This is a genomic window from Mesorhizobium sp. M0598 (genome assembly GCF_040320865.1).
GTDB lineage: Bacteria > Pseudomonadota > Alphaproteobacteria > Rhizobiales > Rhizobiaceae > Mesorhizobium.
The window spans coordinates 175,563-193,939 of record NZ_JAMYQL010000002.1 but is presented as its reverse complement, the minus strand read 5'-3'; the positions used below and the strand labels follow the sequence as shown (position 1 = coordinate 193,939).

The following is an 18,377-nucleotide window of genomic DNA, read 5'->3' as shown; positions in this document are numbered from 1 at the left end:
GGTTGGGCTCAGGCCATCGCTTTCTGCAAATTCTCGTCGATCTTGTCGAGGAAGCCGGTGGTCGAAAGCCATGGCTGGTCGGGGCCGATCAGCAGCGACAGGTCCTTGGTCATGAAGCCGGACTCGACCGTCTGGATGCAGACCCTTTCCAGCGTCTCGGCAAAGCGCTTCAGTTCGGCATTGTCGTCGAGCTTGGCGCGGTGCGCGAGGCCGCGCGTCCAGGCAAAGATCGAGGCGATCGAATTGGTCGAGGTCTCCTCGCCCTTCTGGTGCTGGCGATAGTGGCGGGTGACGGTGCCGTGCGCGGCTTCCGCCTCGACGGTCTTGCCGTCCGGCGTCATCAGCACCGACGTCATCAGGCCGAGCGAGCCGAAGCCTTGCGCCACCGTGTCGGACTGCACGTCGCCGTCATAATTCTTGCAGGCCCAGACATAGCCACCCGACCATTTCAGGCTCGAGGCCACCATGTCGTCGATCAGCCGGTGCTCGTACCAGAGTTTCTTCGCTTTGAATTCTGCTTCGAACTCCGCCTCGTAGACCTCCTGGAAGATGTCCTTGAAGCGTCCGTCATAGGCTTTGAGGATGGTGTTCTTGGTCGAGAGGTAGACGGGGTAATTGCGCAGCAGCCCATAGTTCAGTGAGGCGCGGGCGAATTCGCGGATCGATTCGTCGAGATTGTACATGGCCATGGCGACGCCGGCGCCGGGTGCGTCGAACACATCGTGCTCGATCACCTGGCCGTCCTCGCCGACGAATTTGATCGTCAGCTTGCCCTTGCCGGGAAAGCGGAAGTCGGTGGCGCGGTACTGGTCGCCGAAGGCGTGGCGGCCGACGATGATCGGCTTGGTCCAGCCGGGCACCAGCCGCGGCACGTTCTTCATGATGATCGGCTCGCGAAAGATGGTGCCGCCGAGGATGTTGCGGATGGTGCCGTTCGGCGACTTCCACATCTTCTTCAGCTTGAATTCCTCGACGCGCTGCTCGTCGGGCGTGATCGTCGCGCATTTCACGCCGACGCCGTATTTCTTGATGGCATTGGCCGAATCGATGGTCACCTGGTCGTTGGTGGCGTCGCGGTGCTCGATACCGAGGTCGTAATATTCGAGATTGAGGTCGAGATAAGGGTGGATCAGCTTGTCCTTGATGAACTGCCAGATGATGCGGGTCATCTCGTCGCCGTCGAGTTCGACGACCGGGTTCGCCACCTTGATCTTCGCCATGGAAAGAATGCCTCGCTTTTGGGGAACGGAACGGCCTTGCCCGCACGGCTGCCGGCCCTGGGATGCGGCCCGTATATCAAAGGCTTTTTGGCCGCGCAAACGGCGAACCGCGCCGTAGTGTCGGCATTCCTTGCGAAAGCTTCATTTTCGCCGCCAAATGTGGCAGGGGACTGCGAAATGCCGCAAACAGCAGTTCACTGACAACCATGGCCGCTACCCAGGATCCCGACACCCCTCTTGCCTCCGGAACTCCAGCGTCCGGACCGGCGATCATCCTGGTCGAGCCGCAGCTCGGCGAGAATATCGGCATGGTTGCACGCGCCATGGCCAATTTCGGCCTTTCCGAGCTGCGGCTCGTCAATCCGCGCGACGGCTGGCCGAGCGAGAAGGCGCGTGCCGCCGCAAGCCGCGCCGACCACGTCATCGATGCCGTCAAGGTGTTCGATGACCTGGCCTCGGCGGTTGCCGATTTGAACTTCGTCTTCGCCACCACGGCGCGCGCGCGCGACAATTTCAAGCCGGTGCGCGGTCCGGTCGAGGCGGGCAGGGCGCTGCGCGCGCGGCAGCGGGCCGGCCAGCGCACCGGCATCCTGTTCGGCCGCGAGCGCTTCGGCCTCTATAATGACGAGGTCGGCCTCGCCGACGAGATCGTCACCTTCCCCGTCGATCCGGCTTTCTCCTCGCTCAACATCGCCCAGGCGGCCCTGCTGATGTCCTATGAATGGATGAAGTCCGGCCTGGAAGACGAGACCAGGACCAACTTCTCCGGCCCCGAAATGCCACCGGCTGCCAAGGACGAATTGCACGGCCTGTTGGCGTATCTGGAAGGTGCACTGGAGGCGCGCGGCTATTTCCGCCCGGCAGCGAAGAAGCCGAAGATGGTCGACAATTTGCGTGCAGTGCTGACCCGCCCCGGCTTTGCTGAGCCGGAGCTCAAGGTGCTGCGCGGCATCATATCATCGCTGGACAGGTTCTCGCCGGCCATGCCGCGCGGCGACGGATCGCCCGGCGACGATCCAAGGCGGCTCCCGGCGGCCGCGGCACGCGCTGCGAGGGCGAAAGACAAAGAATAGCCTCGGAACTGCCCATACCTCACCAGTAACCGAATGTTATTTGGTGTGATCCATTGTCTGGAAAACGATGGATCTTTCGATGTTCAATTCAAATATCGGGCGTCTTCGCTTTTTCTTCTATTCCGCGGCCTTGCTGGTTGCGGAAATCGTGACCTTTGTGCTGTGCGTCGTGCTGACCATCGGCATCGAGGGTTTGGCCAATTCGAAGCCCGGACCTTCTAGGGAAGGGCTGGCCGCAGCCGTTCTCGTCGCCTCGCTGGTGATCGTTCTGTTACGCGCGAATTTCGCCTGGCGTCGAAGCCGCGACGCGCAAGGGTCGGGTTGGATCCTTTGGTCGTATATCGTGTTCTCGACCCTGTTTGCGATTCTGCAGGCCGGCACTGTTCTTGTCGTAAAATTCGACGGCGAAGATTCGCATTCCGGCCTTAACCTGCTGGGATTAGCTCTTGTCGGGCTGTGGGCCGTCATCTTGGCGGCCAAGCCGGCGGGTGGTGGCTCTGCGGATATGGCGTCATCCCTGAGTTTCGACGATTTCGACCCGCCCGGGCCGCTGCGCGGCGCCGCCGCGCTCCATTCAGCGTCAGCCGCCGGCGCGACGGCCCTGGCTCCAGCCTACGCCACGCGGGCCGCGCCGGTGCCGTCGAACCACCCTGCATCTCAACCTGCATCTCCGGCGAACGGCCGGCCGCGGCCCGGCGGCTTCGGCAAGCGCGGCCTTGTGTGACCGGCTCGCCGCATCAAGGCCATGATGGTTCCAGATAGAAGTGGCCGGGATAAAGCATCATTGGCCGAAGCAGAAAGCATGGGCCGGGCCTTCCCTCGTGATCTCGTTTGTGATTCCCAGCCCTTAGTGACTCAATGACAATGACCGATCCATCGAGCGCCCGTCCGATCCTGATGTTCGATTCCGGCATTGGCGGCGTCACCGTGCTGCGTGAGGCGCGCGTGCTGATGCCTGACCGCCGCTTCATCTATGTCGCCGACGACGCGGCGTTCCCCTTCGGCGGCTGGGAGGAGCCGGCGCTGAGAACACATATCCTGGAGTTGTTCGCTAGGCTGCTCGAACGGTTTTCGCCGGCCATTTCGGTCATCGCCTGCAACACCGCCTCGACACTGGTCATCGATGCCTTGCGCGAGCGGTTTCCCGGCCACCCTTTCGTCGGCACCGTGCCGGCCATCAAGCCGGCGGCGGAACGCACGCGCTCAGGTCTGGTTTCGGTGCTGGCGACGCCCGGCACCGTCAAGCGCCAGTACACGCGCGACCTGATCAGCAAATGGGCGCAGAAATGCCACGTCCGCCTGGTCGGCAGCGACAGGCTGGCTGGATTGGCCGAAGCCTATATGCGCGATGGTTTTGTCGACGAGGACGCCGTGCGCGCCGAGATCGCGCCGTGCTTCGTTGAGCATGACGGGCTGCGCACCGACATCGTCGTGCTTGCCTGCACCCATTATCCTTTTTTGGCCAACCGCATGCGCAAGACAGCACCTTGGCCGGTCGACTGGCTCGACCCGGCCGAGGCGATCGCACGCCGGGCGCTGTCGCTGCTTGCCGATACCGAGGCCGCTTATCGCAGAGAGGCACTGCCGGAAGGCGCTGACCTTGCGTTCTTCACCTCAAACAGCGCCGATTTTCCGACGCGCCGGCTGATGCAGGGATTTGGCCTGGCGATATCCTGACCGCAAGCAATTTTCGCTTTGGGAACATCACACCAGACAATGCGTTTTCCTCTCATCGGAAACGGGAGAAACCATCATGCCAGCCACCTCAAAAGCCCAGCAGAAAGCGGCCGGCGCGGCATTGTCAGCCAAGCGCGGCGAGACCAAGAAGGGCGCGCTCAAAGGCGCGTCGAAGGGAATGTATAAATCCATGAGCGAAAAACAGCTCGAGGAATTCGCCGAGACCAAGCGCAAGGGCCTGCCGGAAAAGAAGTCGAAACACTGATCGACTGGCCATTCTGACGGCGGATGCCGGTCGATAAAAGGCCCGCGGCTGAACCGCGGGCCATGAAGTCTCAGCGGGCGAGGGCGAAAATTACCAGTTCCAGCCCCACCCGCAGCGCCGCACTTTGTAGCGGATGACCTTGCGATGACCGTGGCGCCACACCACCTTCTTCTTGACCACGATGCGGCAGACCTGGTGATGCCTGTGCCCATGCCAATGCCGGGCCTGCGCCGGCTCGGGCGCGACCGCCATCGTGCCGGCCATCACCGCGGCTCCTACCAACGTAAGGAAGAACTTCTTCATGCGAATTCCAGCTCCTCTGACTTCAGTCCCTTCCTGATGCCGCTGGCGCAACCTCCCGCCACATCCGGCACGTTCTACAACCGTAACACTATCCGGTTCGGCGATTCGCGCCAGCCAGAAGCTTGACAGCGGTTAAATCTCCGTTTAACCAGCCCACCAACACCGGGCCGCAATGCCCGGTGGTTTTCTTTATGTGTGCAAGACGTTTGGGAAGCCGGTTTTACTTTCCCTATGTCTTGTTTGAAATGACGTGTCCCGTGGGTTTTCCGTCGCGTTGCGTGGAAAACCCTGTCAGGTCTCGAAAACGGAGGCCAGAGGAGGGCGCGTTTCCTTCACCCGGACCATGAGGTTCCGGGTATGTTGTTTTGAAAGGGAATGCGATGAGCAAGCGCGAATCCGCGAAGTACAAGATCGACCGCCGTCTTGGCGAAAACATCTGGGGCCGCCCGAAGTCCCCGGTCAACAAGCGTGAATACGGCCCCGGCCAGCATGGCCAGCGCCGCAAGGGCAAGCTTTCCGATTTCGGCCTGCAGCTGCGCGCCAAGCAGAAGCTGAAGGGCCACTATGGCGACGTTTCGGAAAAGCAGTTCCGCAAGGTCTATGAAGAGGCGGACCGCCGCAAGGGCGACACCTCGGAGAACCTGATCGGCCTGCTCGAATCGCGCCTCGACGCCGTCGTCTACCGCTCCAAATTCGTGCCGACCATCTTTGCGGCGCGCCAGTTCGTCAATCACGGCCACATCAACGTCAACGGCAAGCGCGTCAACATCGGCTCGTACCGCTGCAAGCCGGGCGATGTCATCGAAGTGCGCGAGAAGTCGAAGCAGCTGGTCATCGTGCTGGAATCGGTGGGCCTGGCCGAGCGCGACGTGCCCGATTATATCGAGGCCGATCACAACAAGATGACCGCGGCTTTCACGCGCATCCCCGGCCTGGCGGACGTTCCGTTTGCCGTGCAGATGGAACCGAACCTGGTCGTCGAATTCTATTCGCGCTGATCGGCGCGTTCGTCGCGATACAATCGAAGGCCGCCCGTCGAGGCGGCCTTTTCTTTTTCGTTCCTTTTCCGCGGTGTGATTCCGAAATCGATTTCGATTTTCGGTCCGATGCGGTACTGCGGGCGGCAACAGGATCTTGGGGCCGAAGCGCCATGAATATGCTGCCAGACGCCGAAACACTCGAACCGGTCGCCGACACCGAAGGCGGCTTTCATCCTCTGTTTGCCGATGTGCCGTCCTCCGTCGAGTTCAACAAGCTGCGCAAGCGGCTGTTGCGGCTTGCCCGGCAGGCGATCGACGATTTCTCCATGGTGAGGCCCGGCGACCGCTGGCTGGTCGCTCTGTCGGGCGGCAAGGATTCCTACGGCCTGCTTGCCGTGCTGCTCGATCTCAAATGGCGCGGGCTGCTGCCGGTCGAGCTGTTGGCCTGCAATCTCGACCAGGGCCAGCCGAACTTTCCCAAGCACATATTGCCCGATTATCTCGACAGCCATGCCATTCCGCATCGCATCGAATATCAGGACACCTATTCGGTGGTCACCGACAAGCTGGCCGAGGGCAGCACCTATTGCTCGCTGTGCTCGCGGCTACGGCGCGGCCATCTCTATCGCATTGCCCGCGAGGAGGGCTGCTCGGCGCTGGTGCTCGGTCATCACCGCGAGGACATACTGGAAACCTTTTTCATGAACCTGTTCCATGGCGGACGCCTCGCCGCCATGCCGCCGAAGCTGCTCAACGACGAAGGCGATGTCATGGTGCTGCGGCCGCTCGCCTATTGTGCGGAAGCCGATCTCGAGAAATTCGCCGGCGCCATGAAGTTCCCGATCATTCCGTGCGATCTGTGCGGTAGCCAGGAAGGCCTGCAGCGCAACGCCATGAAGGCGATGCTCGACGACATCGAGAAGCGCATGCCCGGCCGCAAGGACACGATGATCCGCGCCATGACCAATGTGCGGCGTTCGCATCTGCTCGACAGGAAACTGTTCGATTTCGCCGCCCTCAACGAAACCCTCACCACCAGGCGTCCCGATGACATTTGACGACAGCGCGATCGACTGGCTTGCCGACCTTCTGTCGGAAGCCGCCGTCGCCGAGATCATGCCGCGCTTTCGCCGGTTGAGCGAGGGCGACGTCCGTCGCAAGACCTCGGCCGCCGATCTCGTCACCGAGGCCGACGTCAATGCCGAACGGCTCATCACCGCCAGGCTGCGCCAGCGTTATCCCCACGCAATGATCGTCGGCGAGGAGGCCTGCTCCGACGACCCGACGCTGCTCGACGGTCTCGGCGATGCCGAACTCGCCTTCGTCATCGACCCGGTCGACGGCACCTTCAACTTCGCCTCCGGCGTGCCGCTGTTCGGCGTCATGCTTGGCGTCGTGATCAAGGGCGAGACGGTCGCCGGCATCATTCACGATCCCGTCGGCAAGGATTGGCTGATCGGCGTTAGTGGCGCCGGCAGCCATATCCGCCATGCCCATGGCGATCTGGAAAAGGTCCATGTCGCCAAACCGGCGCCGATGTCGGAAATGACCGGTGCGGTCTCATGGCACTATGTGCCCGAGCCGGACCGCTCACGTTTGGCGCGCAACCAGACCAAGTCGCTATCGCAGTTCAACTATCGCTGCGCCGCCCACGAATACCGCCTGCTGGCCAGCGGCCACGGCCATTTCGTCGTCTACAACAAGCTGATGCCCTGGGATCACCTGGCCAGCGTGCTGATTCATGCGGAGGCGGGCGGCCATGCCGCGCGCTTCGACGGCAGCGCCTATCTGCCGTCGCATGTCGGAGGTGGCCTGCTGGTCGCGCCGGACCGGGAGAGCTGGCGGGAGCTGCGCCGCGAGCTCTGGGCGGAATAGCTCTTCGCTGCCAAAGTTGTCCAATCCTGTGCGAAACCGGAGATCTCGAATGAAACCTCGGTCCGCAATTGTTGCAACGGCCTTTGCCCTTGCCTTGGTTGCCGGTGTCAATGAAGCAAGCGCTGGGGAACGCGCATGTCGCAGTCCCGACTCCGTCGACACCATAGACGAGATGTTCTCCGCGATCTTCGCCTGTTGGAAGCCGCCGCCCGGAACCGCGGGCATGACCCTGACGCTGCAGTTCTCAATTCGCCGAAACGGCACGCTTATCGGCAAGCCGCGCGCCACTTACTCCCATCTAGGGGACGATGGTCCGCTCAACCGGGCCTTCGTGGCTTCCGTCCTCGAGGCGCTCGACAAGGCTCTTCCACTGCCCGTTTCGGACAGTATGGGTGGAGCAATCGCAGGACGTACGCTGTTCCCTCGCTTCACCGCGGTCAGTGAGGGTGCATCCTAGGCGCACGCGCAATGTGCATTAGACCGGCGGGTTATGCGGCTGGAATAGTCTGCCGCGCTCGGCCAGCAGGATCATCAGCAGCGCCGCCACCGACACGCTGCAGAACCCGGCGGCCAGCGGCGTCACCGTGCCGTTGAAGGCTTGGCCGATCAGCGTGCCGAGAATGCCGCCAAGAAATGTCTGCATGAACCCGAGGATCGACGACGCAGTGCCGGCCAGGTGCCCCAGTGGCTCCATGGCGAGCGCGTTGAAGTTCGCGCCCAGCGCGCCGAAGGGGACCATGGCGCAGGCAAAGAAGGTAATGAAGAGCCAGAGCGGCATCTTTATTTCGATGGAAACGACCAGCCAGGCAAGGCTGATGGCCAGAAACAGCAGCAGCGCGCTTTGCGACAGACGGCGCATGCCGATGCGGCCGACGAGGCGCGAGTTGAGGTAGTTCGAAAAAGCAAGTACGCCGGCAACCCCCGCGAAGATGACCGGGAACATCTCGCCGACATTGAACACGCTGACATAGATCTGCTGGGCCGAGGCGATGAAGCCGAACATGGCGCCGAAGATGAAGGTGCTGGCGAAGGCGTAGCAGAGCGCGATGCGGTTGGTGAGAACGATGCGGAAGCCGCCGATGATCGAGGACAACGTCAGCGGCCGGCGATATTCGGGGTGTAGTGTCTCGGGCAGGCGCAGCAGCGACCAGGCGGACACGATCAGCGCGCCGGCTGCCATGGTGACGAAGATCACATGCCAGGTCGCAAACAGCATGATGAACTGGCCGATACCGGGCGCCACCACCGGAATTGCCATGAACACCATGAAGATCAAGGACATGACTTCGGCCATGCGCCTTCCGTCGAACGTATCGCGCACGATCGAGACGGCAATGACGCGCGTCGCCGCCGCGCCGATGCCTTGCACGGCCCGGCATAGCAGAAGCGTGGCGAATGACGGGGCGATTGCCGCAGCGCCCGCCGCCACGACGTAGATCACCAGCCCTGCGACAAGAGGCGCGCGGCGCCCGAAACGGTCCGAGATCGGCCCGAAGAACAGCTGTCCGCCGCCAAAGCCCAGGATGTAGGCGGTGATCACATATTGCCGGTGGTTTTCATTTTCGACGCCAAGCGAGGCGCCGATCTGCTGCAGCGCCGGCAGCATGATATCGATGGCCAGCGAATTGAGCGCCATCAGCGCCGCGCACAGCGCAATGAATTCCCAGCGCGGTATGGGCAAGGTGCTTGCCTTTTGCTGCGCTTGCGCTTGCTGATCCACGGCCAGTCCGATCCTCAAACGAAAATGCGCCGGCTGGCCGACGCATCCATTCGTTGATTGCCCGATAGCGGGCAGAACTTTTTGCCAAGGTGGGGGCTGCCCCGGCGCTTAGCGCATGACCCCCGAAAATCGCAGGCGGAAGGTCATACGAGAAACAGAAGTCAGGCGGCGCCTTTGACGCTGACGCCCTTTTCGACGAGGAAGGTCTGCAATTCGCCCGCCTGGAACATCTCGCGGATGATGTCGCAGCCGCCGACGAACTCGCCCTTGACGTAGAGCTGCGGGATGGTCGGCCAGTTGGAATAGTCCTTGATGCCTTGCCGCAGTTCGGCCGACGTCAGCACGTCGACGCCCTTATAGTCGGCGCCGATATAGTCGAGGATCTGCACGACCTGGCCGGAAAATCCGCATTGCGGGAAGCCGGGCGTGCCCTTCATGAAGAGAACGACGTCGTTGCCCTTCACTTCATTGTCGATGTAGTCGTTGATGCCGCTCATGGAATACCCTTTCATGCCTGTGGGAGTCAGGCTCGAACATTACCCTTCAAATAAACCCATGGGTTGCGCGAAACAAGATGTTTGCCGCCTTGCCATGCAAATGGCGCAAAGGAACGTCTGATCTTGGGCCAAGAGCGTTGGCCACCATCTTTCCCGAGGCGCGATGAAAAGACGATATCTCGCCGGGTTCCTCCTCGCCGTTCTGTTCGCCGCACTGTCCTTGATCTGGTGGGCCAGGTCGCCGAGACAGCCATCTCTCGTCGTCGGCGGTGAATTACCGGCGCCGTGCCGCGACGCGAGCTTCGAGGCGGTCACCTATGTCGTCTGCGAAATCGATCTGTGCCACTATGACATCGGTGTGTTCCACGCAGACCTTGACGGCAAGGCTTTCGGTTCACTGGACAAATTCGACAAGGCGATGGCGGATCAGGGCCGGCCGGTGCTGCTCGCCATGAACGCCGGCATGTATCACCAAGACCTGACTCCGGTCGGCCTTCTCGTCGAAGTCGGCCGGGAGAAGGCGCCGATCAACGTCGCCGACAGCGAAGGCAATTTCTTCCTGAAACCGAATGGCGTCTTCCTGGTCCGGAAGGACGGCAAGGCGGCGGTCATGGAGACAAGCGCCTTTGCTGCGACCAGACTGGACGTGATGTTTGCCACGCAATCCGGCCCGATGCTGGTGATCGACGGCCGGCTTCATCCCCGCTTCGAGCAAAACGGCACATCGCGCTATATCCGCAATGGCGTCGGCGTGCGTGACCAAAACACTGTCGTGCTGGCGATCTCGCGCTCTGAGGTCAGCCTCGGCAGCTTCGCGCGACTGTTTCGAGACGCGCTCGATTGCCCCAACGCGCTTTTCTTCGACGGGGCCGTTTCGGCGCTGTCGAACGGCGAGCGGATGATTGTTGGTGGAAAGTATCCGGCGGGGCCGATCATTGCCGTGACCGGTAAGAAGCTTGCGAGCCGGTAACTGCAAGAGAGCTCAGTCCGGCACGCTGGTCTGCAGGGCAAGCGCGTGCAGTACGCCGCCCATGTTGCCCTTCAGCGCGTCATAGACCATCTGGTGCTGCTGGACGCGGCTTTTGCCGCGAAAGCTTTCGGCCACAACCTCAGCCGCATAATGGTCGCCGTCGCCGGCCAGGTCGCGAATCGTCACCTTGGCGTCCGGAATGCCTTCCTTGATCAGCCGTTCGATGTCGTGGGCGTCCATTGCCATGTGAGGATTCCTTGTTCAGGTCGTGATCTCATAGATATGGTCGAAATGGCGGATGAACCACAGGGAAAGGGGGCCACTCGATCACATCACGGGTCCACGACCTCATTTGCCATGAAGCGAGGGAACCAGGATTCGTGGGCGGCGGTCAATTCGCTGACCGGTATCGCACGCGCCTCGCCCAGCTTCAGTTCGCTGCCGCCGGTCGAGCCGATCCACGGCGCAAAAACGCCGAGCTTGTTTTGCTGTTCGCGAATGGCGTCCCATTGCTCGCTCTGCGGGTCGATTGACAGCGTCAGCAGATAACGGCCCTGGTCCTCGCCGAACCAGACCGGGATCGGATCTGCACCGATCAGGCCGGGAATGGTCGCGCCGATGCCGGAGGCCATCGCCATCTCGGCCAGCGCCACCGCGATGCCGCCATCGGAAACGTCATGCGCCGCGGTAACAACACCGGAGGCGATCAGTGCCCGCACATGGTCGCCGACCCGCTTCTCGTGGCCGAGATCGACCGGCGGCGGCGGGCCGTCGGCGCGGCCAAAGATGTCGCGCATATAGGTGGACTGGCCAAGATGCGAGCCCCATATCGTCGGCGCGCCGACCAGCACGATCATCTGGCCTTCGGCGGCAAAGCCGATGCGCACCATTTTCGACCAGTCGGCAATCAGACCGACGCCGCCGATGGTTGGTGTCGGCAGGATGCCCTGTCCGTTGGTCTCATTATAGAGGGAGACGTTGCCGGAGACGATCGGAAAGCCAAGCGCCCGGCAGGCATCGCCGATGCCTTTCACAGCACCAACCAACTGGCCCATGATCTCCGGCCGTTCCGGATTGCCGAAATTGAGGTTGTCGGTGGCCGCGAGCGGCAGAGCGCCGGTGGCGGTAAGATTGCGCCAGCATTCGGCAACCGCCTGCTTGCCGCCCTCGTAAGGGTCGGCCTCGCAATAGCGCGGCGTCACGTCGGAGGAGAAGGCGAGCGCCTTGGTCGGATGACCGTCGACGCGCACGACACCGGCGTCGCCGCCGGGAAGCTGCAGCGAATTACCCTGTATCAGCGTGTCGTACTGCTCCCAGACCCAGCGGCGCGAGGAAAGGTCCGGTCCGCTCAGCAGCTTGAGCAGTGCGTCGGCCACATCGGCTTGCGGTGCATCGCCGGCCAGCGGCGCCGGCTTCTTCGGCTCGACCCAGGGACGGTCATATTCCGGCGCTTGATCGCCGAGATCCTTGATCGGCAGGTTGGCGACCTCGTCGCCCTGGTGCAGCACGCGGAAGCGCAGATCGTCGGTAGTCTTGCCGACGATGGCAAAGTCGAGGCCCCATTTGTGGAAAATCGCCTCGGCCTGTTTTTCCTTTTCGGGGCGCAGCACCATCAGCATGCGCTCCTGGCTCTCCGAAAGCATCATCTCATAGGCGCTCATGCGCTCTTCACGCACCGGCACCTTGTCGAGATCGAGCTCGATGCCGAGGTCGCCCTTGGCGCCCATCTCGACCGCCGAGCAGGTGAGGCCGGCGGCACCCATGTCCTGGATGGCGATAACGGCGCCGGACGCCATCAGTTCGAGGCAGGCTTCGAGCAGGCATTTTTCGGTGAACGGATCGCCAACCTGCACGGTGGGCCGCTTCTCGTCGATCTTGTCGTCGAACTCGGCCGAGGCCATGGTGGCGCCGCCGACACCGTCGCGCCCGGTCTTGGCGCCGAGATAGACCACCGGCAGGCCAACACCCTTGGCTTCCGACAGGAAGATCGCATCAGTCTTGGCAAGCCCCGCCGCAAAGGCATTGACCAGGATGTTGCCATTGTAGCGGGCGTCGAAATTGACCTCGCCGCCGACCGTCGGCACGCCGAAGGAATTGCCATAGCCGCCGACGCCGGAAACGACGCCGGCAACGAGGTGCCTGGTTTTGGGATGGTCCGGCGCGCCGAAGCGCAGCGCGTTCATCGCCGCGATCGGCCGCGCGCCCATGGTGAAGACATCGCGCAGGATGCCGCCGACGCCGGTCGCAGCTCCCTGATAGGGCTCGATATAGGAGGGGTGGTTATGGCTCTCCATCTTGAAGACGACGCAGTCGCCGTCGCCGATATCGACCACGCCGGCATTCTCGCCCGGGCCCTGGATGACTTGCGGCCCGGTGGTCGGCAGCGTGCGCAGCCACTTCTTCGAGGATTTGTAGGAACAATGCTCGTTCCACATCGCCGAAAAAATACCGAGTTCGGTAAAGCTCGGTTCGCGCCCGACGAGGTCGAGGATGCGCTGGTACTCGTCGGGCTTCAGCCCGTGCGCGGCAATGAGTTCCGGAGTGATCGGCACGGAATTGGAAATGGTCATGATCGGCAATTTATGTCCTTGGGATCGAGTCCCGTCTTATCGCAAGCTTTGCAGCCGATACACCCCGTCGGATGACTAAAACGACGGAAAGCAACAACTGGCCGCAAGTAGCGAGAGATCGCCACTCGACCCGCCGGTTTCAAGCCGGTTCAGGAAAAGCTGTCGTAGCCGGCGCGGCCTTCGTCCAGAAGCCGCCGGATCACTGCGACGCCGTGCGCAATATCGTCCCGCTGTCGCGGCTGCGAGATGCCAAACCGCACGCCGTGAAAGGCCTGTTCGGAACGTCCCGCCTTGAACTCGTCCTCGTCGTCGATGAGCACGCCATGTTCGAGGCAAGCCTGCTTGAAAGTGCCGGAAAGCCATGGGTCGGGCAAGGTGAGCCAGACGAACGGCACATTATCCAGCGCCTTGAACTCGAAGCCGTCGAGTGTCTCGCGCACGATCGCGATGCGTGCACCGATCTCGGCAATGCTGCGTTTGCGCATCTCAGCGGCCTGACCGGACAGCACCAGCCGGCTGCCCACCTCCGCCAGCAGAAAGGGCAGGCCGCCCGTCATCATCTTGTGGGCGACCCGGATGCGGTGACGATAGGCCGGCGGGCAAGCGAGCCACCCGCCGCGAACACCCGCCGCGACCGATTTCGAGAGGCCGCCGGCAACGATGGTCCGTTCGGGAGCATATTCGGCCAATAAAGGTGTCGGGTCGTCGGTCAGTCCGCCGTAGAGATCGTCCTCGATCAGGACGACGTTATATTGACGGGCGATACGCGCGATTGCCTCGCGGCGCGCGGCAGACAGCGTTGTCAGCGTCGGGTTCTTGGCCGTCGGCATCAAAAACATCATCTTCGGATGCTTTTGTGCGCAGACGCGCTCGAAATCCTCGGGATCGATGCCCTCGTCATCAGCCGCCACAAGTGCGGTCCGGCGACCGATCAGGCCGGCACTGCGGGAGATCTGCGAATAGGTGAGGTGTTCGAAGACGACATAGTCGCCGGGGGCGGTGAGCCCCGCAATGGTTGCCATCACCGCGGCGTGGGTGCCGAGCGTGGGAACGATTGCATCCGCCGCCGGGCGATAGGAATTGCGCGACAGCCAGCGCCTGCCGGCTTCGAACCAGCGGTCCGGGAAATCACGAGTATAGCTTGAAATCTCATACGGATGGTCTTGCGCCGTGCGTGTCAACACGTCAGCGACGATGGCACCCTGGCCGACATCCGGTGCGGCGGTGCTATCGAAGCGCAGCTTGTCGCCGGGCGCATCCATATAGCGCGTGCCTTGTTCGACCGGCCCCAGGAAATCCAGCTTTGCGCTCTCCGACTGCTGAGCGAGAACATAGGTTCCGCGGCCGACCTCACCGCTGACCAATCCCCGCTCGCGCAGCAATTGATAGGCCCTGCCGACCGTGCCGACGGTCGTGCCGATGTCGTATGCCAGATCGCGCTGCGGCGGCAGCTTTGCCCCTGCACCGATCAAGCCGCGGTCGATGTCCGTCTCGATGGAATCGGCAAGCCGCTGATAGAGCGGTCCAGTGCCGGCGGTAAGGTCTGGAAGCCAAGTTGTCATGGTGACAATTTTCTACATTGCACCGAAATGAGAGTCAATACATATGAAACGGACAATACAAAAGGGCACAATTGCAATCTTGGCAGAAAGAAAATGGGTACAATAGAGACAATCCGCTACGCCGCAGTTGAATTGCAGGTGCAGGTGGCGCGCCCGCCGGGCAGGCCAACCTACGTCAGTCGGCTGGTGCGTACGCTCAGATCCTTCGCGAGGTGGATTGACGGGTTAATGGATCGCCGGCGCAGCCGGCTGGTCCTGCTCGAGATGACTGACGACCAGCTCAAGGACATCGGTATCTCGCGTTGCGATGCCCATCGTGAGGGGCTGAGGGCGTTTTGGGACTGAGAGCAGCCGGATGCTCCGTCTCGAACGTCGCGTGGCATATCGGCGGTTAGACGAGAGCGTCAATATCGACATCGGAACCAACGCGATCTTCTTCATCACTGAGATACCTCCTCCTTCGTGCCCTCACAGCATTCGCTCGCGACGTCTCCAGTGAATAGGGGTATTGCTGAAAACAGCTAATTCCCTTATTTTGGGGATAACGAAGGAGATGACAGTGGCAAGTTTCACCCTCACAGATCTCGGCAACAAATCCGGCGAGGTTGTTGAGGCCGCGTTCCGCGGCCCTGTTGACATCACCAAGCGCGGCAAGCGCAAGTTCGTTCTCCTGACGGCAGAGCAGTTCGACCGCATCACCAGTCGCAGCGCGCAACGGGCACACCGCGTCGAGGATCTGTCGGCCGAGGAACGCGACAGGCTTCTAACCGGCCTCGACGCAGTCGCGCGAGATGATGTTCGGGATGACTGAACCCGGCCACGGACAGATCATTCTCTATTCCTATTTGTGGGCAAGGGAATATGACCGGGGCGAGGAAAGCGGACGCAAGGCGCGGCCGACTTGCGTTATGCTGATCGTTGCCGGCAAGAATGGCCGCAAGCAGGCCCTGCTCTTTCCAATCACGAGCCAGCCGCCACGACCTGGCGCGCACTATGTTGAGATTCCTGAGACCGAGGCCCGCCGCGCCACCCTCTTTACCCCAGCCTGGGTTATCGTTGACGAATTCAACACCGATGATCTCGCGACGAGCTGGGCGCTCGAAGATGCCAAGCCGCTCGGCCAATTCACGCGCAAGTTCATGTCACGGATCGCTGGCGAAGCTGCTGCGGCGATCCGTGCAGGCGCCGCGCGAACCGTGCCAAGACGCTAAAGGCTGCCGCGGCGGGAGAGCATCATCGCGGATGAACGCCCGCCGCCCTGACGCGCGTGACACCGTGGTCCACAAGCACCGCCACAATACACAGCATCAGAAAGAGCCCGGTGATGGCCAGAGCCGAGACGGCGACGCTGGTCGCGCCGTTCTTAGCGAGATCGAGGAACGGGTAGGGCACTTCACCGGCAATCGGCGCCCGCAGCAGCGCGTAGGCCAGATAGGCGATCGGATAGATCATCCACCAGGAGATGTCGCGCCACCGCGTCGAGCCGTCGGCGCCTGCCACAAGCCACCACAGCACGAACAACACCGGCGTCACATAGTGCAGGAGCACATCGCAGAGCAGGAACAGCCCTTGCGGCTGCCAAAGCTGCGCCAGGACCGTTGCATAAACGATGAGGACCAGCGTTATGGCGACGGCTACGCCCGCCCGCATCCGTGGCGCGGCAAAGGCCGGAAACCAGGCATAACCCGTCGACGACAGCAACGAGGCATGGACGAGCACTGCGCCGATGTTGGTCAGGATGGTGAAGAAGCTGAAATAGAAGACCAGCGAGCCGGCAAAGCCGCGGCCGGCTTCCATTGATGCCGGGACGGTGATGCAGATCTGCAGGACGAGCCCGGCCAGGCCGACAACCAGACCGGTGATCTGCAGCACGCGACCCATTGGGCTAGGCAGCAGCGCCGCAGGCCGGATTGCCCGCCTGCCAGCGGGCAATGTCCGAGCCGATGCGCGCGCCGAGCGGTTCCGCCATCAATGGGCCGAACACGTCGACGCGGCTCGAATTGCCTTGCGCCTGCACGACCAGCAGCGGCTTTCCGCCATAATGCTTGGCCGGCACCAGCAGGAAGCGGGGCGTGCCGCTAAACGAATTCAGTTCGTTGGCCATCTGGTAAGATTTGAAGGCAGGGTCCTTGCTGGCGATCCAGCATTTGTGGGCAGCGATTGCCACCTGTTCCATGGCAAGCAGTGACGCGCTCTTGCCCGCCGGCGCCGGCGTGCTCTTCGGGCCTGACTGGCATGAGGCGAGTACAAGCCCGGCGGCAGTAGCGACGGCGAGGCGCGTGGTCGTCGGTCTCATGTTCAAGCGGCGCCCATCTCGAGTTCGGACAGAAAGATCTTCAGACCGTCTGTCATCTCACCCCAGACGCGCGACAGCGCCGGATGCTGCAAGGCGATTTGCTCGTAGGCATCGAATTTCGGATAGGCGTCAAGCAAATCGGGGCGGCCGATCGTTGTCCTGAAATTGTTGAAGACGAACCGGGTCGGCGTCAACCACGCATCGGCAAAGGAGATGTCGTCGCCGAGCGCGAACGGGCCATGCGCCATGCGGGCCTCGATTGCCGCAAGCCCGTGATGCAATCGGGCGAACTGTGCCTTGATCTCCGCCTCATTGCGCTGCGGCACGAAATAGAGTTCGAACAGCTTCATGGTCGGAGCGAGCACGTCGAGGTCGGTGATGCGGGCGAACATGCGCACCAACGCCCGGTCTTTCGTATCCTTGGGCAGCAGCGCCGGCTCGGGGAAACGCTCCTCCAGATATTCGGCAATGACTACCGATTCGACGATCGTTTCGCCGGAACCGGTGATCAGCACCGGAATCCTGTTGAGCGGCGAGATGGCACGAAATGCCTCGGGGATGGGAAACCCCGGCGGCGGTGCAATGAGCTTGAGCGGCACGTTCTTGATGTAGGCCAACGCCCGCACGATCGACGAATAGGGCGACAACGGCCGCGAATAGAGTTTCATGACCGTGGCTCCAGGAGGAAAATTGAAGGTATCAAGCAGCGATGCCCAGCGCGCTTTCGAACAGCGCCCGGCCGTCGCTGCCGCCATGCGCCGCTTCGATCAGGTTCTCGGGATGCGGCATCAGGCCGAGCACGTTGCCGCGGCCGTTGACGATGCCGGCAATGTCGTTGATCGAGCCGTTGGGATTGGTGCCTTCGGCATAGCGGAACACCACCTGGCCTTCGCCTTCGAGGCGGGCCAGCGTTTCGGCATCGGCAAAATAATTGCCGTCATGGTGCGCCACCGGCGCCCGGATGATCTGGCCCGGCTGGTAGCGGCGGGTGAACATCGTGTTGGCATTGGCGATCTGCAGCTTCACCTGACGGCAGACGAATTTCAGCGAGGTATTGCGCATCAATGCGCCCGGCAGCAAGCCGGCCTCGACCAGGATTTGGAAGCCGTTGCAGACGCCGATGACCGTGACGCCCTTGGCCGCCTTTTCGGCCACAGCCCGCATTACTGGCATGCGCGCGGCAATGGCGCCGCAGCGCAGATAATCGCCGAACGAAAAGCCGCCGGGAATGGCGATCAGGTCGACATCGGGAATTTCGGTGTCGGTCTGCCAGACGGTGACCGGCGGCGTGCCGGAAATCTTGGTCAGCGCCGCGATCATGTCGCGGTCGCGATTGAGGCCTGGGAGCAGGACGACGGCTGATTTCACC

At 62.3% G+C, this 18,377-nt stretch carries 23 protein-coding genes; 12 read left to right on the top strand and 11 right to left on the bottom strand.

Annotated features, from left to right (window positions below):
- Positions 1-8: 8 nt before the first annotated feature.
- On the bottom strand, positions 9-1,220 hold the full coding sequence (locus NKI59_RS04040) for an NADP-dependent isocitrate dehydrogenase (protein WP_352702496.1): 1,212 nt from the start codon (positions 1,218-1,220) through the stop codon (positions 9-11).
- Between the two features lie 206 nt (positions 1,221-1,426).
- Between NKI59_RS04040 and NKI59_RS04035 the strand changes: the two genes are divergently transcribed.
- The 4 genes from NKI59_RS04035 (at position 1,427) to NKI59_RS04020 (ending at position 4,235) form a co-directional block, all read left to right on the top strand.
- The gene (locus tag NKI59_RS04035; RefSeq protein WP_352702494.1) at positions 1,427-2,293 is read left to right on the top strand and encodes an RNA methyltransferase; all 867 of its coding nucleotides are present in this window, start codon (positions 1,427-1,429) and stop codon (positions 2,291-2,293) included.
- Positions 2,294-2,360: 67 nt separating this feature from the next.
- The gene (locus tag NKI59_RS04030; protein ID WP_502901021.1) at positions 2,361-3,017 is read left to right on the top strand and encodes a DUF805 domain-containing protein; all 657 of its coding nucleotides are present in this window, start codon (positions 2,361-2,363) and stop codon (positions 3,015-3,017) included.
- A gap of 140 nt (positions 3,018-3,157) precedes the next feature.
- On the top strand, positions 3,158-3,970 hold the full coding sequence (gene murI / locus NKI59_RS04025; RefSeq protein ID WP_352702490.1) for a glutamate racemase: 813 nt from the start codon (positions 3,158-3,160) through the stop codon (positions 3,968-3,970).
- A 76-nt stretch (positions 3,971-4,046) separates the two neighbouring features.
- The gene (locus tag NKI59_RS04020) at positions 4,047-4,235 is read left to right on the top strand and encodes a DUF3008 family protein (RefSeq protein ID WP_023674705.1); all 189 of its coding nucleotides are present in this window, start codon (positions 4,047-4,049) and stop codon (positions 4,233-4,235) included.
- Between the two features lie 90 nt (positions 4,236-4,325).
- Here the strand turns inward: NKI59_RS04020 and NKI59_RS04015 are convergent, their stop codons facing one another.
- Positions 4,326-4,538, bottom strand: a complete 213-nt coding sequence (locus NKI59_RS04015) for a hypothetical protein (protein ID WP_023674706.1) — start codon at positions 4,536-4,538, stop codon at positions 4,326-4,328.
- Between the two features lie 380 nt (positions 4,539-4,918).
- Here NKI59_RS04015 and rpsD point away from each other — a divergent pair, with 380 nt between their 5' ends.
- The 4 genes from rpsD (at position 4,919) to NKI59_RS03995 (ending at position 7,850) form a co-directional block, all read left to right on the top strand.
- A complete protein-coding gene (rpsD, locus tag NKI59_RS04010) occupies positions 4,919-5,536 on the top strand; it encodes a 30S ribosomal protein S4 (protein WP_352637814.1) in 618 nt (205 codons plus the stop codon).
- Between the two features lie 152 nt (positions 5,537-5,688).
- Entirely contained in the window at positions 5,689-6,576 is an 888-nt protein-coding gene (ttcA, locus tag NKI59_RS04005) for a tRNA 2-thiocytidine(32) synthetase TtcA (RefSeq protein ID WP_352702488.1), read from the top strand.
- A complete protein-coding gene (locus NKI59_RS04000; RefSeq protein WP_352702486.1) occupies positions 6,566-7,393 on the top strand; it encodes an inositol monophosphatase family protein in 828 nt (275 codons plus the stop codon). Before ttcA ends, NKI59_RS04000 begins: the two co-directional genes overlap by 11 nt.
- A gap of 49 nt (positions 7,394-7,442) precedes the next feature.
- On the top strand, positions 7,443-7,850 hold the full coding sequence (locus NKI59_RS03995; protein WP_352501584.1) for a UCP034077 family protein: 408 nt from the start codon (positions 7,443-7,445) through the stop codon (positions 7,848-7,850).
- 18 nt (positions 7,851-7,868) lie between these two features.
- Here the strand turns inward: NKI59_RS03995 and NKI59_RS03990 are convergent, their stop codons facing one another.
- Together NKI59_RS03990 and grxD are read right to left on the bottom strand one after the other, a co-directional pair.
- Complete coding sequence (locus NKI59_RS03990; protein ID WP_502901022.1) at positions 7,869-9,068, bottom strand: multidrug effflux MFS transporter; 1,200 nt, start codon at positions 9,066-9,068, stop codon at positions 7,869-7,871.
- A 206-nt stretch (positions 9,069-9,274) separates the two neighbouring features.
- On the bottom strand, positions 9,275-9,610 hold the full coding sequence (gene grxD, locus NKI59_RS03985; RefSeq protein ID WP_023674712.1) for a Grx4 family monothiol glutaredoxin: 336 nt from the start codon (positions 9,608-9,610) through the stop codon (positions 9,275-9,277).
- Between the two features lie 163 nt (positions 9,611-9,773).
- Here grxD and NKI59_RS03980 point away from each other — a divergent pair, with 163 nt between their 5' ends.
- Positions 9,774-10,580: a phosphodiester glycosidase family protein gene (locus NKI59_RS03980; RefSeq protein ID WP_352702482.1), complete on the top strand. Its 807-nt coding sequence runs from the start codon at positions 9,774-9,776 to the stop codon at positions 10,578-10,580.
- 12 nt (positions 10,581-10,592) lie between these two features.
- Here NKI59_RS03980 and NKI59_RS03975 read toward each other — a convergent pair whose 3' ends face one another.
- The 3 genes from NKI59_RS03975 to NKI59_RS03965 all read right to left on the bottom strand — a co-directional run bounded on the left by NKI59_RS03975 (position 10,593) and on the right by NKI59_RS03965 (position 14,712).
- Positions 10,593-10,826: a BolA/IbaG family iron-sulfur metabolism protein gene (locus tag NKI59_RS03975; RefSeq protein WP_023674714.1), complete on the bottom strand. Its 234-nt coding sequence runs from the start codon at positions 10,824-10,826 to the stop codon at positions 10,593-10,595.
- An 86-nt stretch (positions 10,827-10,912) separates the two neighbouring features.
- Positions 10,913-13,150 carry a phosphoribosylformylglycinamidine synthase subunit PurL gene (gene purL / locus NKI59_RS03970; RefSeq protein ID WP_352702480.1) on the bottom strand — a complete coding sequence of 746 codons (2,238 nt, stop codon included), beginning with the start codon at positions 13,148-13,150 and terminating at the stop codon, positions 10,913-10,915.
- 149 nt (positions 13,151-13,299) lie between these two features.
- On the bottom strand, positions 13,300-14,712 hold the full coding sequence (locus NKI59_RS03965) for an aminotransferase-like domain-containing protein (protein ID WP_352702477.1): 1,413 nt from the start codon (positions 14,710-14,712) through the stop codon (positions 13,300-13,302).
- Positions 14,713-14,805: 93 nt separating this feature from the next.
- Here NKI59_RS03965 and NKI59_RS03960 point away from each other — a divergent pair, with 93 nt between their 5' ends.
- From NKI59_RS03960 to NKI59_RS03950, 3 genes are all read left to right on the top strand, one after another.
- The gene (locus NKI59_RS03960) at positions 14,806-15,057 is read left to right on the top strand and encodes a DUF1127 domain-containing protein (RefSeq protein WP_023674717.1); all 252 of its coding nucleotides are present in this window, start codon (positions 14,806-14,808) and stop codon (positions 15,055-15,057) included.
- 214 nt (positions 15,058-15,271) lie between these two features.
- Positions 15,272-15,523, top strand: coding sequence for a type II toxin-antitoxin system prevent-host-death family antitoxin (locus tag NKI59_RS03955; protein WP_023674718.1), 252 nt, complete (start codon positions 15,272-15,274; stop codon positions 15,521-15,523).
- Complete coding sequence (locus tag NKI59_RS03950; RefSeq protein WP_352702475.1) at positions 15,504-15,923, top strand: hypothetical protein; 420 nt, start codon at positions 15,504-15,506, stop codon at positions 15,921-15,923. Before NKI59_RS03955 ends, NKI59_RS03950 begins: the two co-directional genes overlap by 20 nt.
- A gap of 22 nt (positions 15,924-15,945) precedes the next feature.
- Here NKI59_RS03950 and NKI59_RS03945 read toward each other — a convergent pair whose 3' ends face one another.
- The 4 genes from NKI59_RS03945 to purQ are packed head-to-tail and all read right to left on the bottom strand — an operon-like array spanning position 15,946 to position 18,376.
- On the bottom strand, positions 15,946-16,593 hold the full coding sequence (locus tag NKI59_RS03945; protein ID WP_352702473.1) for a Pr6Pr family membrane protein: 648 nt from the start codon (positions 16,591-16,593) through the stop codon (positions 15,946-15,948).
- A 4-nt stretch (positions 16,594-16,597) separates the two neighbouring features.
- Positions 16,598-17,008 (bottom strand): hypothetical protein, encoded by a 411-nt coding sequence (locus NKI59_RS03940; RefSeq protein WP_352684198.1) that lies wholly within the window; start codon positions 17,006-17,008, stop codon positions 16,598-16,600.
- Between the two features lie 2 nt (positions 17,009-17,010).
- Complete coding sequence (locus NKI59_RS03935) at positions 17,011-17,676, bottom strand: glutathione S-transferase family protein (protein ID WP_352449401.1); 666 nt, start codon at positions 17,674-17,676, stop codon at positions 17,011-17,013.
- A gap of 31 nt (positions 17,677-17,707) precedes the next feature.
- Complete coding sequence (purQ, locus tag NKI59_RS03930) at positions 17,708-18,376, bottom strand: phosphoribosylformylglycinamidine synthase subunit PurQ (RefSeq protein ID WP_023674723.1); 669 nt, start codon at positions 18,374-18,376, stop codon at positions 17,708-17,710.
- Position 18,377: the final 1 nt, after the last annotated feature.